Genomic DNA, 17,051 nt, shown 5'->3' on the forward strand with positions numbered 1-17,051 from the left:
CTGTGGCTTTGCCATCATCTGCCGCATCGCTTCCTCTGCCCGAGCCCGGGCCTCAGCGTTGTTACTGAGGTCGCGGACCTCCGATGCTTCCTCCTCTTGATTGATACCGTTCTTGCGTGCGCGCCACTGCTTTGCTTGGGCGGCAGTGGCAGCGGCATTGGCCAGCTGCTCCAGTCGATCCAGCTGCGGTGTGCTGGCCTTTGCATCTGTTTCAGGTTGATCGTCCTCTCGCTCGGAGCGCTCTGTCATCAATTCGCATCCTTAGGCTCGGCATAGTCCGCTATGCTATGCAGTTACACGCGTCTATGTCATGGGGAATAGGTTAACTCCGTCTTAACCATAAAGGCCCGACGTAAGCCGATGCGAAAGATCCATCACGGCTTCATAGCGATCCTCATCCTCGCGGGTCCGGCCGGCCTTATTCTTGCCCATGAAAAGCTCACTCGAACGCCCGCCCAGGAGGTCTTTGAATCGTTCGATCCGCCACCGGCTCTTCGGCAGGCCTACACTCAATGTGCGGAGGCTCCGAAGCAGCAGCGCTCAACCCGATGCGACCAGTATGTGAGCTTCTTCGAAGACTGCGCGGCTCGGAAGAACGAGTGCGGCCCACAATCCGTCTACGAGGTCCTCACAAAACTGATCCTCTCAGTGCCTCCCAAGCGAGCAAAACCCGAAAAAGCTGTTAGTCCAACTGACGTTTAGCCCAGCAAACGCAGACGATCCCGTTTCGATAGTGCATACGATCCTGCTCAAATGACCTATTCACGTGAAACCACCGCAATCTCTGAAATCACCGGACCGCCGGTCAACACATGGTCAGAGGAATAGCAGCGCGAGTGCGAGGCTCAGGCCGTTCTGAAAATGTCGAAGGCCGAGCGGGACGCGTTCTTCAACGGCACGAAGGATGAAAACGGGAAAACCATAGAGCGCGGGCTCATCTACCTTCGTGGAGAGAAGGCTGCCGAAGACCTGAGATCGCGGATGCAGCAACTCATGGATGCGCGCGCCAACAAGCGTTAGACGAGAGAGAAGTATACGATAGAGCCGACCACAGCCAATCCCGCGAAGAAGTACGGGAACCATCGCGGGAAAGGTCTGTCGTGGCCGTCGAAGCTCATACTGATGATCTCCACAGAGCAGGAATTGATACCGCTGACTGGAGACCAATCGTGGCGTCTTCGAGAAGGTTAGTCGGGGAACTTGCGTTGCCCAATTAAGCGGCCAAGCGCAGCTCCTCTTCCCAATGGGCCGGCGACACGGCAGCCCCAAGTTCACAGAGGGACTGTGACAAGGTCATGAGACGCTCGGCCAGATCGCCGGCTTCAACTTGCTGTGAACCCGATGCTCTCTCTTCATGGAATCGCATCCGGTAGAGATGCTTGAGGATCAAGCAGGCGGTTGCAAGATTGTCCGCCATCTCAGAGGTCTGCGCCCCTTCGTGAAGGAATGCCCGACAGCGTCGGACGCTGCTAAACAGATCCCGGTAGACATGATCAAGTTTCTCATCACTGAGACCGCGCGCCTTGAGCGCGTCTGTTTCGCTTACCTGAACGGCGCTTGCGATCAGTCGAGCCACATGCCGTAGCGCTTGACCGTACGCATAAACTTTTACGTGGCTCTTTGAATCGATCTTCATCCTCAGAGAGAGCAATGCCGAGCGAGCACGTGCGATATCATCTGCGATGACTGGACAGTCATCACGCCCCAACCAAGATCTGTTCATTATTGTTTTTGCCTTCGGAATCAAACGCCGAATTAACGATTCCGAAATGAATCGACGGAGCTTCCTAGGCAAGGAATATTTGCGGTTAAGTTCAGGGTTGCGACACTATATGCCTGCCGCCGCGAAGTTGTTCCTAATCCGTTCTCTATGCCCTGAGACAATAAAGTTTGGTCAGCGGCGTTAAAGTTCTTACGGAACCAACAAAGTTGCTACCTAGTCTGCCAAGCTTGTCCGAACCTGCCTTGAACCGCCTCGGCATATGAGAGCCTAAGCTTCAATCTATCGAAGTGACCTGTCTGGAGTGGATCAGACGAGGTCAAACCCCAATGAAAAAGAAGATCAGCCAATCGCAGCTCATCCTTCCGCTGCTCGATGCGATCGAGGAAAGGGGCGGGGCCGCGAAGGCACGGGACATCTACGACCTGGTGGCCGAGAAAGTCGATCTGCCGGCCAACGAGCGCGCTGCCCGCATCACGATCTCCGGTCACTCTTATAATGCCTTTGAGCGCGAGGTGCGCTGGGCCCAACAACGAGCAAAGCTCCAAGGGCTCTTGCGACCGGCGGATGCGGGTCTGTGGGCGCTCACCGACAAGGGGCATTCGGCTCTTACCAAGGCTACTCCTGGCATGGTCGTCACGATCTTCATGACCGACCAAGGCGCCGCCCTCTGGGGTCATTGCGAGGATGCCGTCGGGCTGCTCGATGATGGCAGCGTGAGTCTCGTGTTTTCGAGCCCGCCGTATCCACTCTTGCGCAAGAAGGAGTACGGAAACCTGGATGAACGGGAGTATCTCGACTGGATGCTGCGCTTGGCTGAGCAGTGGATGCCGAAACTCGCCAAGGACGCTTCTGTCGTCCTCAACCTGGGTGATGCATGGCGTCGTGGCGAACCTACCCTGTCGCTCTACCAGGAACGGCTCCTCATCAAATTTGAGGATGAGTTGGGCCTGAAACTCTGTCAGCGCTTCGCCTGGCAGAATCCAGCGCGCCTCCCCAACCCAGCCGAGTGGGTGACGGTGCGAAGGATCCGCGTGAAGCCATCTCTCGAGAATGTCTTCTGGTTGTCTCCCTCGGACAATCCATACGCTGACAATCGGCAGATTCTTGTTCCCTATTCCGACAGCATGAAGGCAGTCCTGAAGAGGGGAGGGCAGGAAGCAGCGACGCGACCAGCCGGGTACAAGATGGCAGAAGGTGCATTCGGCAATGACAATGGCGGTGCCATTCCCGGCAACCTGATTGTGGCAGCCAACACTGAGAGCAATTCCGACTACATCCGCAGCGTTAAGGCGGCTGGGCTCCCGGTCCATCCGGCCAGGTTCCCAGCCGCACTGCCTGAAACGTTCATCAAGTTTCTCACGCGACCGAAGGACCTTGTCTTTGAACCCTTCGGCGGCTCTCTCACAACTGCCGCCGTTGCTGAGGCTCTCGATCGCCGGTGGGGCGCTTCTGAGTGCATGCTTGAATACGTGCTTGGGGGCCAGCATCGCTTCTCTAAGCGGATGGCAGCCTAGATCTGCTTTAAGCAGCCATTAACCATACCATGCCATCCTCACATTAGGGTCCTTGCTCAGATGACCTTAATCCAGCGAACCCCGTGCAGCTGTCCCATCGCTGCGCGGGGTTTTGGTTTTCTGATGACAGCTGTTCTCCCTCGCAGGCTTTTCCACGCGACCCCTCTTTATCGATACGATCCCAAAGCCACCGACAATCACGGCATCTGGGACCCCGCTGCTCATGGTCAGATCAAAGATTATGGCCTGAAACCGAGCATGCATTCGAGTAAGGATGTGCCGGTCATTTTTCTGACGGACGAAGTCGGGATCGCCACGAACTACGCTGATTGCAATCGGGGTGAAGAGTGGCCGGTCGACTGGATTGTGCTTGAGGTCGACATGACGGTCATAGACCCGGCGTACCTGCTTCCAGATATGGATCAGGAAGCGCAAATCATGACCTACGGCATCCTAGCCCAAGGATACACCCAGTCCGACTGGGACGCCCGCGTGATCCCTTGGGCCCCGGTGTTCAAGATCACCGGCCAGGTGAGATACAGTGCGTCAATCCCCGATAGTGCCATCACACCTTTCAAACTCCTGCCTGTGCATCCGCCTCATCGATAAGCTTTTGTTAAGGGCCGGAGCCTACCTCTGTCGTCAAGGATCGACCTGACTGATCCTGTCCTCCGGGAACCCTGCGTAGCATAGCCCCCGCTACGCAGGGTTTTCTGTTTTTGCCTCCGGCGCGTCGCCGCGTTCATCGCCCCGGCACCAGTTCTCGCAGTTCCCTCTCAAACCACCTTCGGAAATGACCCAGCTATCGCTCTTCGATCTATCGATGCGGTGGAATAGCCGCCGCGCGTCCTATCGCCCCTCCCAGGAGCCCATCAATCCGAGCCTGTTTTCAGTCAACCCGATCGGTGATGCAGTGGCTCGTGATTTCGTCCTCAGGCATCACTATTCCGGATCCTACCCGGCGGCGGTCGCGGCATACGGCATGTTCGAACGAGTTGCTCCGTTCCAGGAGGAGCTTGTCGGCGTCGCCGTATTCTCGGTACCAATGCAGCCAAAGGCAGCCGCTGCCTATGGGGCGCCCAACGATGCGAAGTTCTGCGAACTTGGACGCTTCGTATTGAAGGATCACGTTGGTGGAAACGGGGAAACCTGGCTTCTTCGGCGTGCCCTTTGGATGCTTGCAAAGGACAAGCAGCGTTCTGACCGGAGGCCATATTATGACCTCTGCTTGTCCTATAGCGACCCGGTTCCTCGGACGAACGCTGCCGGAGATCTGATCCACGTTGGTCATGTTGGACGGATTTATCAGGCCTACGGCGGGTCCAGTGCCTATCTGGGCCGTGGAAAGCCACGGACCCATTGGCTGACGCAGGATGGCTCCATCGTGTCGCCGCGCGCTCTCTCGAAGCTTCGGAACGGGGAGCGGGGTGCTGCCTACGCCTATGATTTTCTCCGGTCCCATGGGGCACCTGCTATCGCGCCAGGTGAGAAGGAAGCCGACTACATCCGTCGCGCCTTGCAGGAAGGGCCATTTCGCAAGATGCGCCACAACGGCAATCACGCCTACGTCTTCCCCTGTGGGACACACTCAAATCGCCAGGAAATCCGACGGAGGATGGACAAAAGCTTGCCGCGGCCGACAAAGACGGACCCGATAACCGCATCGTAGAATCTAACTTAAATATCCAGCTGCCTCTGTGGTTCCGTTAATAGTTCTTAACCACTTCCTCTCCACCGCACCCGAATCATAATGCGGGATCGCGAATCGAACCTCGGGCCGAATACTACGCAACATCGAATCAAGCGCGTAACTGAGAATCACCCGGAACCGGGCTTTTACCTGCGAATTGACTCCGCCTTTCGAGCTAAATGATTCTAGTCAAAGAAGTTTCCCACCGCTGAATCGATCTATTGTGAATGGATTCTTGACGCGCGACTCCACAGCCAAATTGGAATCGGGCATCACTAGTGATGGCACGACTGGAATGGGTGAATGCCATGCCTGATGCAAAGCATACCGAACGTGTTCAGCGCTTTCGTAAGTCTCGCCGGGAGCGGGGAGACCACGAGTTGAACGTTTGGGTGCGCGGGCCCCTGAAGGTTGCGATCGATCAAGCGATTGAGAGCGGTCGTTTCAGGAACAGGCAGGAAGCAATCACTCATGCCCTCGAGGCCACATTTGCCCAAAAGGAGCGAAATGTCGTGACGTAAACCAGGCAAAGCAAAAGGCCCACGAAGCTGGACACTTCGAGGGCCTTTGGAGACCACCGCGAGGGGTGGGCATTCGGAAAAGTTTGCACCTTCCTTATGCCATCCCGACAAACTGACTGTCAAGAGCATCGGTTACGGTGAACGCTCCCGCTTTGCCCTCACATAGGAGGGTACGATGCAACTCGCATCGTCAGGAGGCCGGCGGCTGAGACATGCTGCTTTGGCCGCGAGAGAACTTGTGCTCGAAACCGGGCGCACGGTGACGCGGAAAGAACTATCGGCGGCCGCCCGAGACGCCGCCAAGGCCTTGGAACTGCGGAACGGCCCCCGGTCGGTTCTGTCGGAGCTCATTGCCTGCTGGGGCGAACAGGAATGGGAGCGGCTGCTGGTGTGGCCGTCCAACGATTATCTTATGGGTCGCACCGGTCTATCCGAACGGTCGGTCCGCTATGCCTTTCGGACCCTCATCGACCTCCAGTTGATCGTTCCGAAGGAGTCGCCTAACGGAAAGCGCTTCGCCGTCAAAGACTTGGCAGGCGAGATCGTCGATGCGTTCGGCTTCGACCTGACACCCGTCTATGCCAGACGAGGGGAGTGGGCTGAGCGTCTGATTGAGCAGAAGCAGGCTCGCGAAGCCCGCAAGCGCACCTTCGACGAGATCACCATCGCCCGCCGTGCCGCCGAGGAGGCCTTGAGCGCCCTGGCCGAGCACTACCCGGATCTGGATCGCTCAGACCTTGAAGACCGTCTCAAGGCCCTGAAAGCCCTGACACCTGTGCGCAGCTCGAAAGCCATGCCGCTGGACGCTCTCGACGAATGGAAAGACCTGAGGACACTTTGCGAGAAAGCATTTTTTAATGCTGGCAATGGGGGCAAAGATTGCCGCCATTCTTATAACAACAACGAATCTCCTACCGAGGCTTGTAACAAGGGCTTTCCGAAGAAAGCTGAGGCGGTTCGTTCAACCGAACAACCGGCAGAGCACCTATCACCGGAATTGATCGTTGAGGCCTGCCCCACTCTCGAGGACTACGGCCAGCCGGTGCGGGATCTAGCGGATATCGTCTCGGCCGGCCGCTACCTCCGCGCATCACTGGGCGCCAACGAGAGCGCCTGGACCGAGGCCGTCGAAGGGATCGGCACCGTCAGAGCCGCAATCGCGGTGATCTACACCCTGCAGCTGTACGACGACGACCTTGCCAAGAACGGCGGAGAAAGCCGGATCAAGAATCCCGGCGGCTACTATCGGGCTCTCGTCCGCATGATCAAAGCCGGGAAACTCGACCTCGAGGTTGAACTCCTCGCCATAAGAAGGCGACGAATGATGTAAGCCCAGCGCAACCTTCAGGTCAGTTTCGTACCCTATAGGCGCAAACGTCATTGATTTGGTGATAATTGCGTACGGATAGAACCGATGTTTGCTCATGGAGACCTTTGGCAGGCTATTGATCTGCTTGCCGAGCGGTGCGGATCATCAACTTCTGGCCTGGCTCTAAAAGCCGGACTGGATGCCACTTCGCTCAACAAGTCCAAGCGGATGAATTCGGATGGACGGGAGCGATGGCCGTCGACGGAAACCCTGTCCAAGCTGCTCGCTGCCGCGGAGACGGATCTGCTGGCCTTTGCTCAACTCATGAACTCCTTATCTGAAGAGAGCGACGTGCCGATTGGCGATCGAGAGCAGGTCGACGGGATGGAAAAAACCCGAGCGGCCGCCTAGGCGCTGTCGGCTTCAAGCCTTCGTTCACCCTTATCCGTTCCTTCCTCCGGCATGCGCGAGCACAGGAGGCGTGGGAACGGAAAGGTAAGGAATTTCGCCGATGGGTAGGGTTCGATCTGCCCCAAGCTGTCGAGCCTTGAAGCCTTCCTCAAGAGTGCCCGTGTGAACGACAAGAACAGCGATGACATCGGAAAAATCATTCGTCTTGTCGTAGATCTCGGCCAAGCGGCTGCCGGAAGGGGCGACCCAGTCAACGAGGCTTACCTGAAGGGCATCGCGGAAGGGCTTGCGCTTGCCGATCTGATGAGCCGCGATCAGGTACAGATGATGACGCGCTGGGGCCAGCTCCTAGCGTCCCAGCAGTTTGGAACCGGACCGCTACAGCCGATGCCGTTTTCTCCCTCTGTCCAGACGGCCAGACAGATCCCCCATTAAGGATGCCGCTCACGTTAGCTCTGCATCCTCGCTAGCCGATTTAATTTGCTATTGTTCTGCATTATAATTCGTCCATCGAACACGACAAACTAGGACGATTCGTGAAATGGACGACGCCGCTTTCAACACAGAATCTGTTGCCTCCGATCTGCTTAAGTCCGTGATTGACCGGTTGGAGCGGGTCTACAAAGAAATCGACGGGCTCAAAGCCGGTGCCAAAGACATCCTCGCTGAGGCAAAAGGCAATGGGCTGGACCCAAAAATCATCAAAAAGTGCCTCGCTATCAGAAAGAAAGACCATTCTGAGCGAATGGAAGAAGAAGCGATCCTTGATCTCTACCTCCAGGCCCTGGGAATAACCAGCTAATTACTGTCAATCGGCATCCCTGCAGGATCTGGATATAGGGCGGCGTGATCTCTAGCGCCGTCCTTTTCTGTATTAGCTCATCAATACTCGTCGCTACCATGAGGAAGCATGACCTCAGCATTGCAAGCGCCCTCGCATCTTATCACTAGGGCAGGGGAAGCCGGGCAACCCCACGAGATCATTCCAGGAATGCTGCTCTGCGCGTTCCTGTGCTTCTCAGTGGTCGCGTTCAAGGTGGCTGTCGTGGCTGCAACTCCTCTGGAGCTCCACGCTGGACCTCAGGCTGCACTTCTGGGGCTTGGTCTCATTCCTGCAATCGGCGCCATAGTCTACAGTCGCCCGAACCGGCATCGGCGCCGTATGGCATCGTTGTATTTCACGGTCGCTCTTGTGCCATTCTCGGCCTTAGCCTTCGGCGATCTCGGCCATGTGGTCAGCTACCTCTCCAGGTCACAACCCTTCTGGGATGATCTCCTCGCCGCAGGAGATAAAGCTCTCGGCTTCGACTGGGTCGCCATGCTGCAGTGGGCCAATGACCACCCCGTTGTCACCGCCTTAGGCTACGGGATCTATATGTCGGCCGGGTTCCAATCAATCATGGCTCCCATCCTGCTTGCTGGTCTCGGGCGGTATCGAGCCCTGCAGGTCTCGACGGTTGCTCTCCTGCTGGCCCTCATCGTCACTTACGGGATTGCATGGTTCCTGCCGGTTCTCGGCACCTACGAGTTCTATGGCATCGATCCTGCTCAACATCCGAATATCGCGGTTCGAGTGGCAAGCCTCCATGTGCCCGAGATTATGGGCATGCGGGATGGCTCAATTCTGAACATCTCTCGCCTTGCGCCGACTGGGCTCATTACGTTTCCCAGCTTCCATGCCGCCAATGCGGTGCTGCTCGCCTGGGCGCTCTGGCATATTCCCTATCTCCGATACCCCGGCCTTGTCCTCAATGGACTGATGCTTCTCGCCACACCACTCCATGGCAGCCATTTCCTCGTGGATGTTCTCGCCGGCGCCCTGAATGCGGCGCTGGCAATCGCCGCCGCATCGATTCTTTTGAGGGGCTTCCAACGATTGTGGCATCAATCGGTACCCATCCCCCGAATCCACAGACCGGCAGACATATAAAAAGCCGTCACACGCATGGCACTTTCCCGGCGTCTCTACGTTGTGTGCCGGTGAGGGCGTTCGCTCTCACGACACCCACGACAAATGAGATCTGCGACAGAACCGCCTTAGCCGGAGGAGTAAGGCAATTCGTCAGGTCCTTACAAGCTTCATGACACAGGAGAGCAGGCAATTCCCTGAGATCCAGGCCGTTGAAGCCAAAGCATCCGATTATTGAAAACCGGAAATTTACGAAGGTTAATTCCAGGCAATCCCCGAAAGATTCTAAGCGAGCCATGTTCAGCATCAGAGACTTCGTCACTGCAGCCATCAATATCTTGGGAGCCATTGACGCTCTTGAGAGCGCGCTTGCTCGCGCTGCCTCCGATGCCGATACCATTCTCATTACCGATCAGGAAAAGGAGTTGATCCGTTTCGGCATCGTGGATGCACGCTTTGTTCTGTCGGCTCATGGGCAGGAGCCACCGAAGGTGCTTTCGCTCCTCACCCTCCGGATCGCCAACTCCTTCGAGATTCCCCGTGCCAAGGCTTCAGCCGTCCTTGCCGAGTTCAGGTCCGTTGAGGCTCTCGCGGAGACCGATCTGACCGCCACCCCGATTGCCCTTGCCGCATAAGGAGAGCCAATGGGCTTTTTCCGCCACGAGCACATGCCGGGCTTCCGTTAGGTTCACCCTAACGGAGCATTCCCGTGCACAGCATTTCCCAATTCCAGCCCCAGTACCGCATCATCAATCGCGCTCAGGAGGTCTGGACCTACGATACCCTTGAAGACGCTGTTCGGGCCCTCAACACAGCGGCCCTCCAGCAGGGCTTTGTCCTCTCCAGCGCTCTGGCCGACCGCTTTGCGTATGACACCCTTGTCGATGTTGAAGGCGTCCGCCATGCCACCCCCACTGGACATTTGATTGTCCGAACCTCTCTCGGCGACGTCGTTACCCGCGATCAGGTGCTCGCTCTCGCGCGCAAGCTGAGGGCGCGACCTGCACCGCCGGAGGGCGCCTACCGCAATGGCCCTTGGCCTGGCATCCGCCGGCCCCGCGGACATCGCGGCTCGTCCATCCGGATTGTACGGACGAAGCAGGCGATGACCTGGCACGACGCGGACAAGGAAGACCTCCTTGCCGCCGGGATCCCGCCCGGTCGCGTCAGAAGGCAGCGCGAACTTCCAACCTATTGGTCAGATGTTCCGCGGCACAACGAGCGCAGCTGGAAAAGCCAGCGCAAGCACCAGTGGCGATAGCCGAGCAGCCCAAGGGCGGTCTGAGAAATCAGGCCGCCCTTTCTCATGACACCCACCATGAAGGCTGCCCCATGATTTTGAACGTTTATGTCCCGAAGCCCGAATCTTCTGCCGCTAGTCTCGTTCTCCCAGGGAGCGCAATCGTCGGAGCAGAGGAGAAGGATGGACGGATCCTCTGCTACTACGAGGGAAACGCCATTGGCTCGAAAGACCTCGAGAGCTTCTATGAACGCATTCGTCGGGCGGCCAGCCGCCTGGCGACCAAGTACCCGACGACCGCCATGGCGGCGTTTCCAGCTGACGAGCTCGAATGCGCTGCGACATACGATGTCGAGCGGGAGTATCTGCCCTCGGTCAAGGATTACCGGAGCCTCGAACGCTGGACCCGCGAACCTGCGCTAATCGTACAGGGCCCTGACCTCCCAGAGGGTGCTCACCTGACCAGCGCGATCGGCACCCGGTTCGAGAAAGCCTTCCCGCGGCTCCTGAAGCGCGAGGGCCCTGTCCACACCTATGCCCTCCGCTGCGGGCAGATTGTCGTGATCAATGTCGCTTCCGGAATGTCGGAGGTCATCCACCCGACTGACAAGCTCGCGGAGAGCATCCGCCAGGAGGTAAGATTGGGCAGGTAGGTAGTCACAAGCGGCCGACGGGTGATATAAGACCGCAATTCAATTCTCAAATCAGAAATCAAATGCCGGCCGCCCAGTCTGTCTCTGATGATGAACTCCATGATGCCGGAGGCAAAAGCCGACTGCGGCTCAAGGAGGGCGTCATTGCCGATGCCGTCTTCTACGAGAACCGCCGCTACCGGCCCATCCTGACCCGCCGCTGGACCACGGATCCGAACGCCCCGTTCGTTCTCTGGGTGGGCATGAACCCGTCAGTTGCCAGCTACGACGTCGATGACCCCACTGTGGCGCGGGAGCAGGACTTTACCAGACGCTGGGGTTACAGCTCGTACGTCAAGTGCAACGTCATGGACTATTGCGTCACCGATCAGAAGCGGTTGCGCGACCCCGGCGTCACTCCATGTAGCCAGCATAACCTCCCCGCCATCCGGGATCAGGCAAGTCGCGCCTCAATGATCGTCATGGGGTTCGGCGCTGTTCATCCTTCCCTGCAGCATCATGCTGATGCCGTATGCCAGGCCCTCATCGAGGACGGCCATCGTCTCTGGTGCCTGGCAGTGACGAAAAATGGCAATGCCGGTCATCCCCTCTACATCGCGGCCGATACCAAGCCGTTCCACTACATCCCGAAGCTGAAGGGCAAGGCCTGAAGGCAAGTCCTACAGCTTGCCCTTTCCGTGACGAGGATAATTCCTATGCCAACGGACTTTTGGACCCTTCTGACAGGGGTCGATACCGTCCAGCCGTTCTTCGACAAGACAGAAGCCGAGAGGGCTGCCGCCGCCTTTGTGCAGTCCTGTGATGATGATCGAATCGTCACGATCGAAAACTGGCGGGACGAGCTCGCCGACCTGAACCGGGAAATGGATGATGCAGGTGAAGCGACCTATCTCTGCTCTATGACCGAACATCTCCTGCCGGAGCTCAACGCCCTCGCTTTCCTGGAGGAGGGTGAGGTGCGCCGCATCGAGACTCAATCGCCCCTTCTTCAGGACCTGAAGGTGGCAGTCGTCGAGACCAAGTTCCGGCATATCGACTACCATCCGGACGATGTTCTCTGGGTTGGAACACCTCTCGGTCCGATCGGCGTCGTTGGACATATCCAAAGTGTCGCAGAGCCGCAGTGGCCGATCGCAACCGTTTTTGAACAGATCGCCCGTACAGAGCCCGCGGGCGAAACGCCCCGCATCGGCTGAGAAATACTATGGCCCTCGATACATCCATCCCAGTCCTGATCATCGACGACTATCAAACAATGCTCAGGATCGTCCGTAACCTGCTCAGGCGGATCGGGTTCACTAATATCGACGAGGCCAGGGATGGACGGGAGGCGTTGGAGAAGCTCAACGAGCGGTCCTACGGGCTGGTGATATCCGATTGGAACATGGCGCCGATGACGGGATATGAGCTTATCCAGCAGGTTCGGGCGCACCCCATGCTCCAGAAGCTTCCCTTCATCATGGTCACCGCAGAGGCCAGACCTGAGAACGTGATTGCTGCCAAGCAGGCCGGCGTTGACAATTACATTGTGAAGCCATTCAGCGCCGAGACTCTCAGGGCGAAGGTGAGCACCGTGCTCGGGTTTCCCGTCAGCGCCGAAGCTCCTTTGGTCTGATTGGCCATGCCCTTCGACCTCTGAGGCTTCCAATGATCACAAAGAGAGCCTTCCTGGCGACCATCGCACCGCTTCTCGCCGGATGCAGTCGGTTCGAGACGGTAGAGCCCTTGCCAGAGGCAAATCGGTTAGGGGTAACCTATAAAGGCTTCGATCCTAAGCGGCTCGATCGAGAAATCACTGATCCAAATCAGGTCAGTGCGATCATCCAGTTCGCAAACGATCGCCTTGACGGCTGGCACTACCCGCTCGCGACGATGCCCTCCGGAGACACCCATGTGTTCCTGTATAAGGGCAGCAACATCGTCGGATATATCGGTGCGACGTCTGGAGACTTCCTCAGATATCCGACGAAGGGCGGGCTCAAATTCCTCCGAAACGCCACTGACGAGGAACTGAAGCAGTTTCACGACCTACTGATCTGATTCCGGGTCGCTGGCGAATACAAGCAATCGAAATCCCCTCCGAGGTTCTACCATGCTCTTTACGAAGACTCGCCTATTCGCCCTGGTCAGTGTCGGTGCCGCAAGCCTCAGCCTCGCTGGCTGCTTTCAGTCAAAGACTAAGGCCATCGAGGTTGGTGAGGAACTAGGAGTCACTGGCAAGGCATATTGCACGACCTTCGGGAGCCAGAAGGTCGAACAATTGCCGGTCCCTGAAAAGGTCCCGGGCGGCGGAGTGGTTTACCGGGTTGGCGATGGTGTTTTCACCTTCAAGAAGATCAACCGCAACCTTTACCTCGCTCAGACTGAAGCTAAAGGAATCTATAAATTCGGGTATGTCTATATCGACGCTAAGAAGCTGCGGACGCTTGCCTATCCACCACAAATGACCGAAGGAACCAGGCGATCCATCGAGGCGGCAGGACTGACCGTTAATCCAGGAAGTGACGGCTTCCAGGATCTTGCGGGAAAACCCGCCGACCTTCAGCGCTTCCTACTCTCTCCCAACGTCGACAGCCTCGCTGCCTTCTCCGACTGCAGTTTCGAGAAGCCGACAAACTGGGGGCCCCCGCTCATCGGCCAGATCCGGAAGAATTTTACTCGCGACGACGTGCTATCGATGGTTGGCGCGACCGAGTGCGGAGAAGACGTATGCTTCCACGATCTCGGCATGGCAGTCACGGAGGAACGATCCCTCAAGAAGGCTCACGGAGAAATCCGATTGACGTTCAACGATCAAGGGGTCCGTCAAATTTCCATCAAAGGTCAGGATCTGGATCTACGGTGGGAGAACAAGGCACTCAACCAGTCTGTGCTGTCGCTCTTTCCAGTTGCCTATAGTGGTGACGAGAGTTCCATCGTATTCCTCCGCGTGAACGATGATGGAGTCCTCTACCGGAGCCCGACGCTGAGAGTTTTCCCGACGACAAGGCCAAGCGCCTCACCGACTTCGTCAATGACACGAAGCGCCGGGTCAATGTCGTACACGTCTATGCTGACAAGTCGCTCAAGTTTCTTCGGATGATCGTAACGGATGCCCAAGGCGTCGAGAAGGTCAAGGGGATCCGTGATGTTCGTGATGCGATCGCAAAGCTTGACGAAGGGAACCACCCCTATACCGACTACACCCTCGAAAGAAGCCCGAACGGATTGTTTAGTTGGGACATCAGATCGCAGCACTAAATGCGATGTACCAAGGTGCCGTTCCAACGGAACGAATATCGCTCGAAACAAAGCGCCGAGCTAACCTCGGCGTTAACTATTCACTAACTTTAGCGGCAGAATCCCCGCCTTCTGTTATCCATATGCAACACTCCAGGAGCAGTCTTCAGCCAATAGGCTGTTCCTGATTGACCCTAACCCTCCCTGACGACATCTTCACACAAGGTTGAGTTGATTCGTCGGATCGCTCGGCATGCATGAACAAGGTCGGTCTGTTCGATAAACAAGACCAACGGACCCAAAGCTATCCGAAAGCTATTGGGAGCCGAGAATAGACGCGATTACGTTCGGACAAACTTCTGGGTTGGGGCATTATCAAATGTTTATCGTCGTTGCTTCGCAGCAATCGGCTGCGGCTGCTTATGTGTCTGAGTTCATCGGCGAAGGCGTTCCCTCAGTCGGGATGTTTTCGGATGATTACAACTCCTGGCTTGACGACCCTTCCAAAGCAAATCTCGATCAGGCACGCGGATTCCTGATTGAAGAATCCAGTGACCGCATCGCATTCGCCCAGACTCTGCGCAAGCGTACGCCTGCTCCGATCATTGCCTTCAGCGAAAGCCGGTCGCTTGAGCGAACCCTGGAGCTATTGACCGCTGGCATTGACGATGTCGTGCGCCGTCCCATCCACGTTAAGGAAATCCTTGCTCGTTCGGAGGCGATCTGGCGGCGCCATCGCGAGAGCCAGACCGCGACGTCCAACGATCGCCTGCGTGTCTACTTCAACGGCCAGGATGCGGAGATTGATGGCCAGCCTCTGACCTTGCCACGGCGTGAGCTCAACATCCTGGAATACTTCGTGCGGAACCGTGGCCGCTCCGTCAGCAAGGCGCAGGTGTTCCATGCGGTTTATCAGGACTGCCAGTCAGACGTCTCGGAGACAGTTGTCGAGGGGCACATCAGCAAGCTGCGCAAGAAGCTGCGGATGCGGATGGGCTATGACCCGATCATGGCCAAGCGGTTTGAGGGATACACCTATCTCGGTTAACCCCGTGAGGTGAGCCTGAGCCAAGGCCACGGCATCGCCCAGGCTTGAAGCGGCTATGAGGGCATCAGCAGCCCTCATAGCCAAGAGAAACGCTTAGTTGCCACTCTTCGCGATCTTATCGAAATCCTCATTCAACTTCGCGAGCGAGCTGTCGATCCGGGCGCGCTTCTCCTTAATCCACGCTTCCTGCTGGATCAGCTTCTGCTTTGCTGTTTCAAGCATCTTCGCCATCTCAGTCGGTTGGGGACCGCCGGCCGTGGCCCGGTTCTTAACGATCGCGACGGGGTCGAGGGTCGATCGGAATTCGTCCTCGCTCATCGGCAGGTCGCCGGACAGGTTCATGTCCTTGACGGATTCGCGATAAATCCGCTGGGCCTCAGCATAGGGGAAGTCGGTCGGTTTGATATTGTTCGCCTTGGCGTAATCGACGACCTCGGAGGCGAAGTGATGACCGGCGCGGAAGGGGAGCTTGTACTTCCGCATCAGAACATCGGCCAGTTCCTGCGAAGCGGTCCAGTCGCTGTTCAACTCCTCCAGGGCCCGTTGCGGACTGATGACGAGCGAATTCAGGATCTTGTCCCAGCCCTGAAGCGCCTTGTTCGCGCTATTGATCATGGCCGTATTCGCCTTGACGTCTTTAGGATCCGACATGCCAGGCGTGATGTTGTGAGCCTGGATGACCGGGCCCATGGCGAGGGTCACTGCTGTCGAGGCGTCCTCTCGGGTGCTGTTCAGCAGCCCAGGGTTCTTCTTCTGGGGCATGGCGCTGGAAACGTAAGTGTTGCCGCCACCCTCCTGGAGCAGGATCCAAGGGCGGGATTGAGCATATTGGGTCATCACGTCTTCAACGAAGTTCCCCGCGTGAAGCGAGATGCTGGTCACGATGCTCGCCGCCTCGACCGGAAGGTCCATTGATGAAATTTGCGCCGCATCGTAGGCATTCTCAACGATGCCGGAAAAACCCAGGTAGTCTGCCATTCGGGTCCGGTTGAGCGGCCAGCTCGTGCCATTCAAAACCGTGGTTCCCATCGGCGACCGATCGACCCGCGCATAGGCTTCGCGGATCCGTTGAGCATCTCGGTCAAGCCCGGCCAGGTGACCAAGCAGATAATGTCCATAACTGTTCGGCTGAGCCGCCACGCCATTCGTGTAGTTTGGCACGATTGTATTTACGTTTGCTTCGGCCAGGCTGAGCATTGACCCAGATGTCTTGTTCAACTGCTCAGCGAGCTTCAGCAGATTCTCGCGCAGGATGGCGGCGCGGTAGGTTGCATGCATGTCCTGGCTGGAGCGGCCTGCGTGCAACAAGGTCACTTCGACCCCTGCCGCATCGATTAAAAGCGGCTCGAAGGTGATCACGCTGGATGGCCTCTTCGCACCGGCTTGGTTGCCCGCTGCGAGAACCTTGGAGATCCCGGCCGCCAGCCTCGGCGCCAGAGCCTTATCGAGAAGACCCTCATCCGTGTTGATCACCGCGGTGGCCTTGTTGATCTCGCCGAGCCAAAAGAACTCGTCACGGCTGGCTGCCTGCTGTGCGATCGCTGGAACTGAAACAGCACAGGTAAAAAGAGCCAGCGCAGCCTGTTTGAGTCGAGCCATTCGTTTCCTCCTCATTCTCTTGTTTGCCATGGCACGCGGAACGGACATTTTGCCCGCCCCATAACTGTAACTTTGTGCACGAAGAGCAAGGGGCTGGGGCACGGCCGTAATGCTGCCAGGGGAGGGGAACTCAAGGTCCCTCTCTAGGCAAATGCCTGACTGGATGGGTCCTTACCGGAACATCTGAAGCAAAAACCCCAAAGGAAAGCCAGGGA

At 57.3% G+C, this 17,051-nt stretch carries 20 protein-coding genes and 1 pseudogene; 18 read left to right on the top strand and 3 right to left on the bottom strand.

The annotated features are described in order from the left end of the window. A partial coding sequence (locus tag DDF70_RS25780) for a hypothetical protein (RefSeq protein WP_162820665.1) occupies nt 1–249 on the bottom strand: 249 nt, incomplete at its 3' end. Between the two features lie 591 nt (nt 250–840). On the opposite strand from DDF70_RS25780, the pseudogene DDF70_RS38290 reads away from it, so the two are divergent. Further along, nucleotides 841–1,020: pseudogene (locus tag DDF70_RS38290) on the top strand (DUF7696 family protein); the annotation flags it as partial. A 193-nt stretch (nt 1,021–1,213) separates the two neighbouring features. Here the strand turns inward: DDF70_RS38290 and DDF70_RS25790 are convergent. Then, on the bottom strand, nt 1,214–1,636 hold the full coding sequence (locus DDF70_RS25790; RefSeq protein ID WP_162820666.1) for a hypothetical protein: 423 nt from the start codon (nt 1,634–1,636) through the stop codon (nt 1,214–1,216). Between the two features lie 413 nt (nt 1,637–2,049). Here DDF70_RS25790 and DDF70_RS25795 point away from each other — a divergent pair, with 413 nt between their 5' ends. The 17 genes from DDF70_RS25795 (at nt 2,050) to DDF70_RS25880 (ending at nt 15,237) form a co-directional block, all read left to right on the top strand. Then, a complete protein-coding gene (locus DDF70_RS25795; RefSeq protein WP_205772482.1) occupies nt 2,050–3,237 on the top strand; it encodes a site-specific DNA-methyltransferase in 1,188 nt (395 codons plus the stop codon). 123 nt (nt 3,238–3,360) lie between these two features. Then, the gene (locus DDF70_RS25800) at nt 3,361–3,846 is read left to right on the top strand and encodes a hypothetical protein (RefSeq protein ID WP_114947620.1); all 486 of its coding nucleotides are present in this window, start codon (nt 3,361–3,363) and stop codon (nt 3,844–3,846) included. 214 nt (nt 3,847–4,060) lie between these two features. Beyond that, entirely contained in the window at nt 4,061–4,906 is an 846-nt protein-coding gene (locus DDF70_RS39465; protein ID WP_483466655.1) for a Mom family adenine methylcarbamoylation protein, read from the top strand. A gap of 717 nt (nt 4,907–5,623) precedes the next feature. Next, the gene (gene repC / locus DDF70_RS25815) at nt 5,624–6,778 is read left to right on the top strand and encodes a plasmid replication protein RepC (RefSeq protein ID WP_114947622.1); all 1,155 of its coding nucleotides are present in this window, start codon (nt 5,624–5,626) and stop codon (nt 6,776–6,778) included. 84 nt (nt 6,779–6,862) lie between these two features. Further along, nucleotides 6,863–7,168, top strand: a complete 306-nt coding sequence (locus DDF70_RS39310; protein WP_114947623.1) for a helix-turn-helix transcriptional regulator — start codon at nt 6,863–6,865, stop codon at nt 7,166–7,168. A 162-nt stretch (nt 7,169–7,330) separates the two neighbouring features. Beyond that, nucleotides 7,331–7,603, top strand: a complete 273-nt coding sequence (locus DDF70_RS25825; RefSeq protein ID WP_114947624.1) for a hypothetical protein — start codon at nt 7,331–7,333, stop codon at nt 7,601–7,603. A gap of 106 nt (nt 7,604–7,709) precedes the next feature. Next, nucleotides 7,710–7,970: a DUF2312 domain-containing protein gene (locus tag DDF70_RS25830; RefSeq protein WP_114947625.1), complete on the top strand. Its 261-nt coding sequence runs from the start codon at nt 7,710–7,712 to the stop codon at nt 7,968–7,970. Between the two features lie 108 nt (nt 7,971–8,078). Further along, a complete protein-coding gene (locus DDF70_RS25835; protein WP_114947626.1) occupies nt 8,079–9,098 on the top strand; it encodes a phosphatase PAP2 family protein in 1,020 nt (339 codons plus the stop codon). Between the two features lie 191 nt (nt 9,099–9,289). Then, nucleotides 9,290–9,712: a hypothetical protein gene (locus DDF70_RS25840; RefSeq protein ID WP_205772483.1), complete on the top strand. Its 423-nt coding sequence runs from the start codon at nt 9,290–9,292 to the stop codon at nt 9,710–9,712. Nucleotides 9,713–9,786: 74 nt separating this feature from the next. After that, nucleotides 9,787–10,338, top strand: a complete 552-nt coding sequence (locus DDF70_RS25845; RefSeq protein ID WP_114947628.1) for a hypothetical protein — start codon at nt 9,787–9,789, stop codon at nt 10,336–10,338. A 71-nt stretch (nt 10,339–10,409) separates the two neighbouring features. Then, a complete protein-coding gene (locus DDF70_RS25850; RefSeq protein WP_162820667.1) occupies nt 10,410–10,970 on the top strand; it encodes a hypothetical protein in 561 nt (186 codons plus the stop codon). Between the two features lie 62 nt (nt 10,971–11,032). Continuing rightward, nucleotides 11,033–11,620, top strand: a complete 588-nt coding sequence (locus tag DDF70_RS25855) for a DUF1643 domain-containing protein (protein WP_114947630.1) — start codon at nt 11,033–11,035, stop codon at nt 11,618–11,620. Between the two features lie 45 nt (nt 11,621–11,665). Further along, nucleotides 11,666–12,166 carry a hypothetical protein gene (locus tag DDF70_RS25860; protein WP_114947631.1) on the top strand — a complete coding sequence of 167 codons (501 nt, stop codon included), beginning with the start codon at nt 11,666–11,668 and terminating at the stop codon, nt 12,164–12,166. A gap of 8 nt (nt 12,167–12,174) precedes the next feature. After that, a complete protein-coding gene (locus DDF70_RS25865; protein WP_114947632.1) occupies nt 12,175–12,585 on the top strand; it encodes a response regulator in 411 nt (136 codons plus the stop codon). Nucleotides 12,586–12,617: 32 nt separating this feature from the next. After that, on the top strand, nt 12,618–13,010 hold the full coding sequence (locus tag DDF70_RS25870) for a hypothetical protein (RefSeq protein WP_114947633.1): 393 nt from the start codon (nt 12,618–12,620) through the stop codon (nt 13,008–13,010). Between the two features lie 52 nt (nt 13,011–13,062). Then, nucleotides 13,063–14,052: a hypothetical protein gene (locus tag DDF70_RS25875; protein WP_114947634.1), complete on the top strand. Its 990-nt coding sequence runs from the start codon at nt 13,063–13,065 to the stop codon at nt 14,050–14,052. A gap of 516 nt (nt 14,053–14,568) precedes the next feature. Next, a complete protein-coding gene (locus tag DDF70_RS25880; protein WP_114947635.1) occupies nt 14,569–15,237 on the top strand; it encodes a response regulator transcription factor in 669 nt (222 codons plus the stop codon). Nucleotides 15,238–15,330: 93 nt separating this feature from the next. Here DDF70_RS25880 and DDF70_RS25885 read toward each other — a convergent pair whose 3' ends face one another. Next, a complete protein-coding gene (locus DDF70_RS25885; RefSeq protein WP_114947636.1) occupies nt 15,331–16,884 on the bottom strand; it encodes an argininosuccinate lyase in 1,554 nt (517 codons plus the stop codon). Nucleotides 16,885–17,051 lie beyond the last annotated feature (167 nt).

It is taken from the genome of Microvirga calopogonii (assembly GCF_003347665.1).
GTDB lineage: Bacteria > Pseudomonadota > Alphaproteobacteria > Rhizobiales > Beijerinckiaceae > Microvirga > Microvirga calopogonii.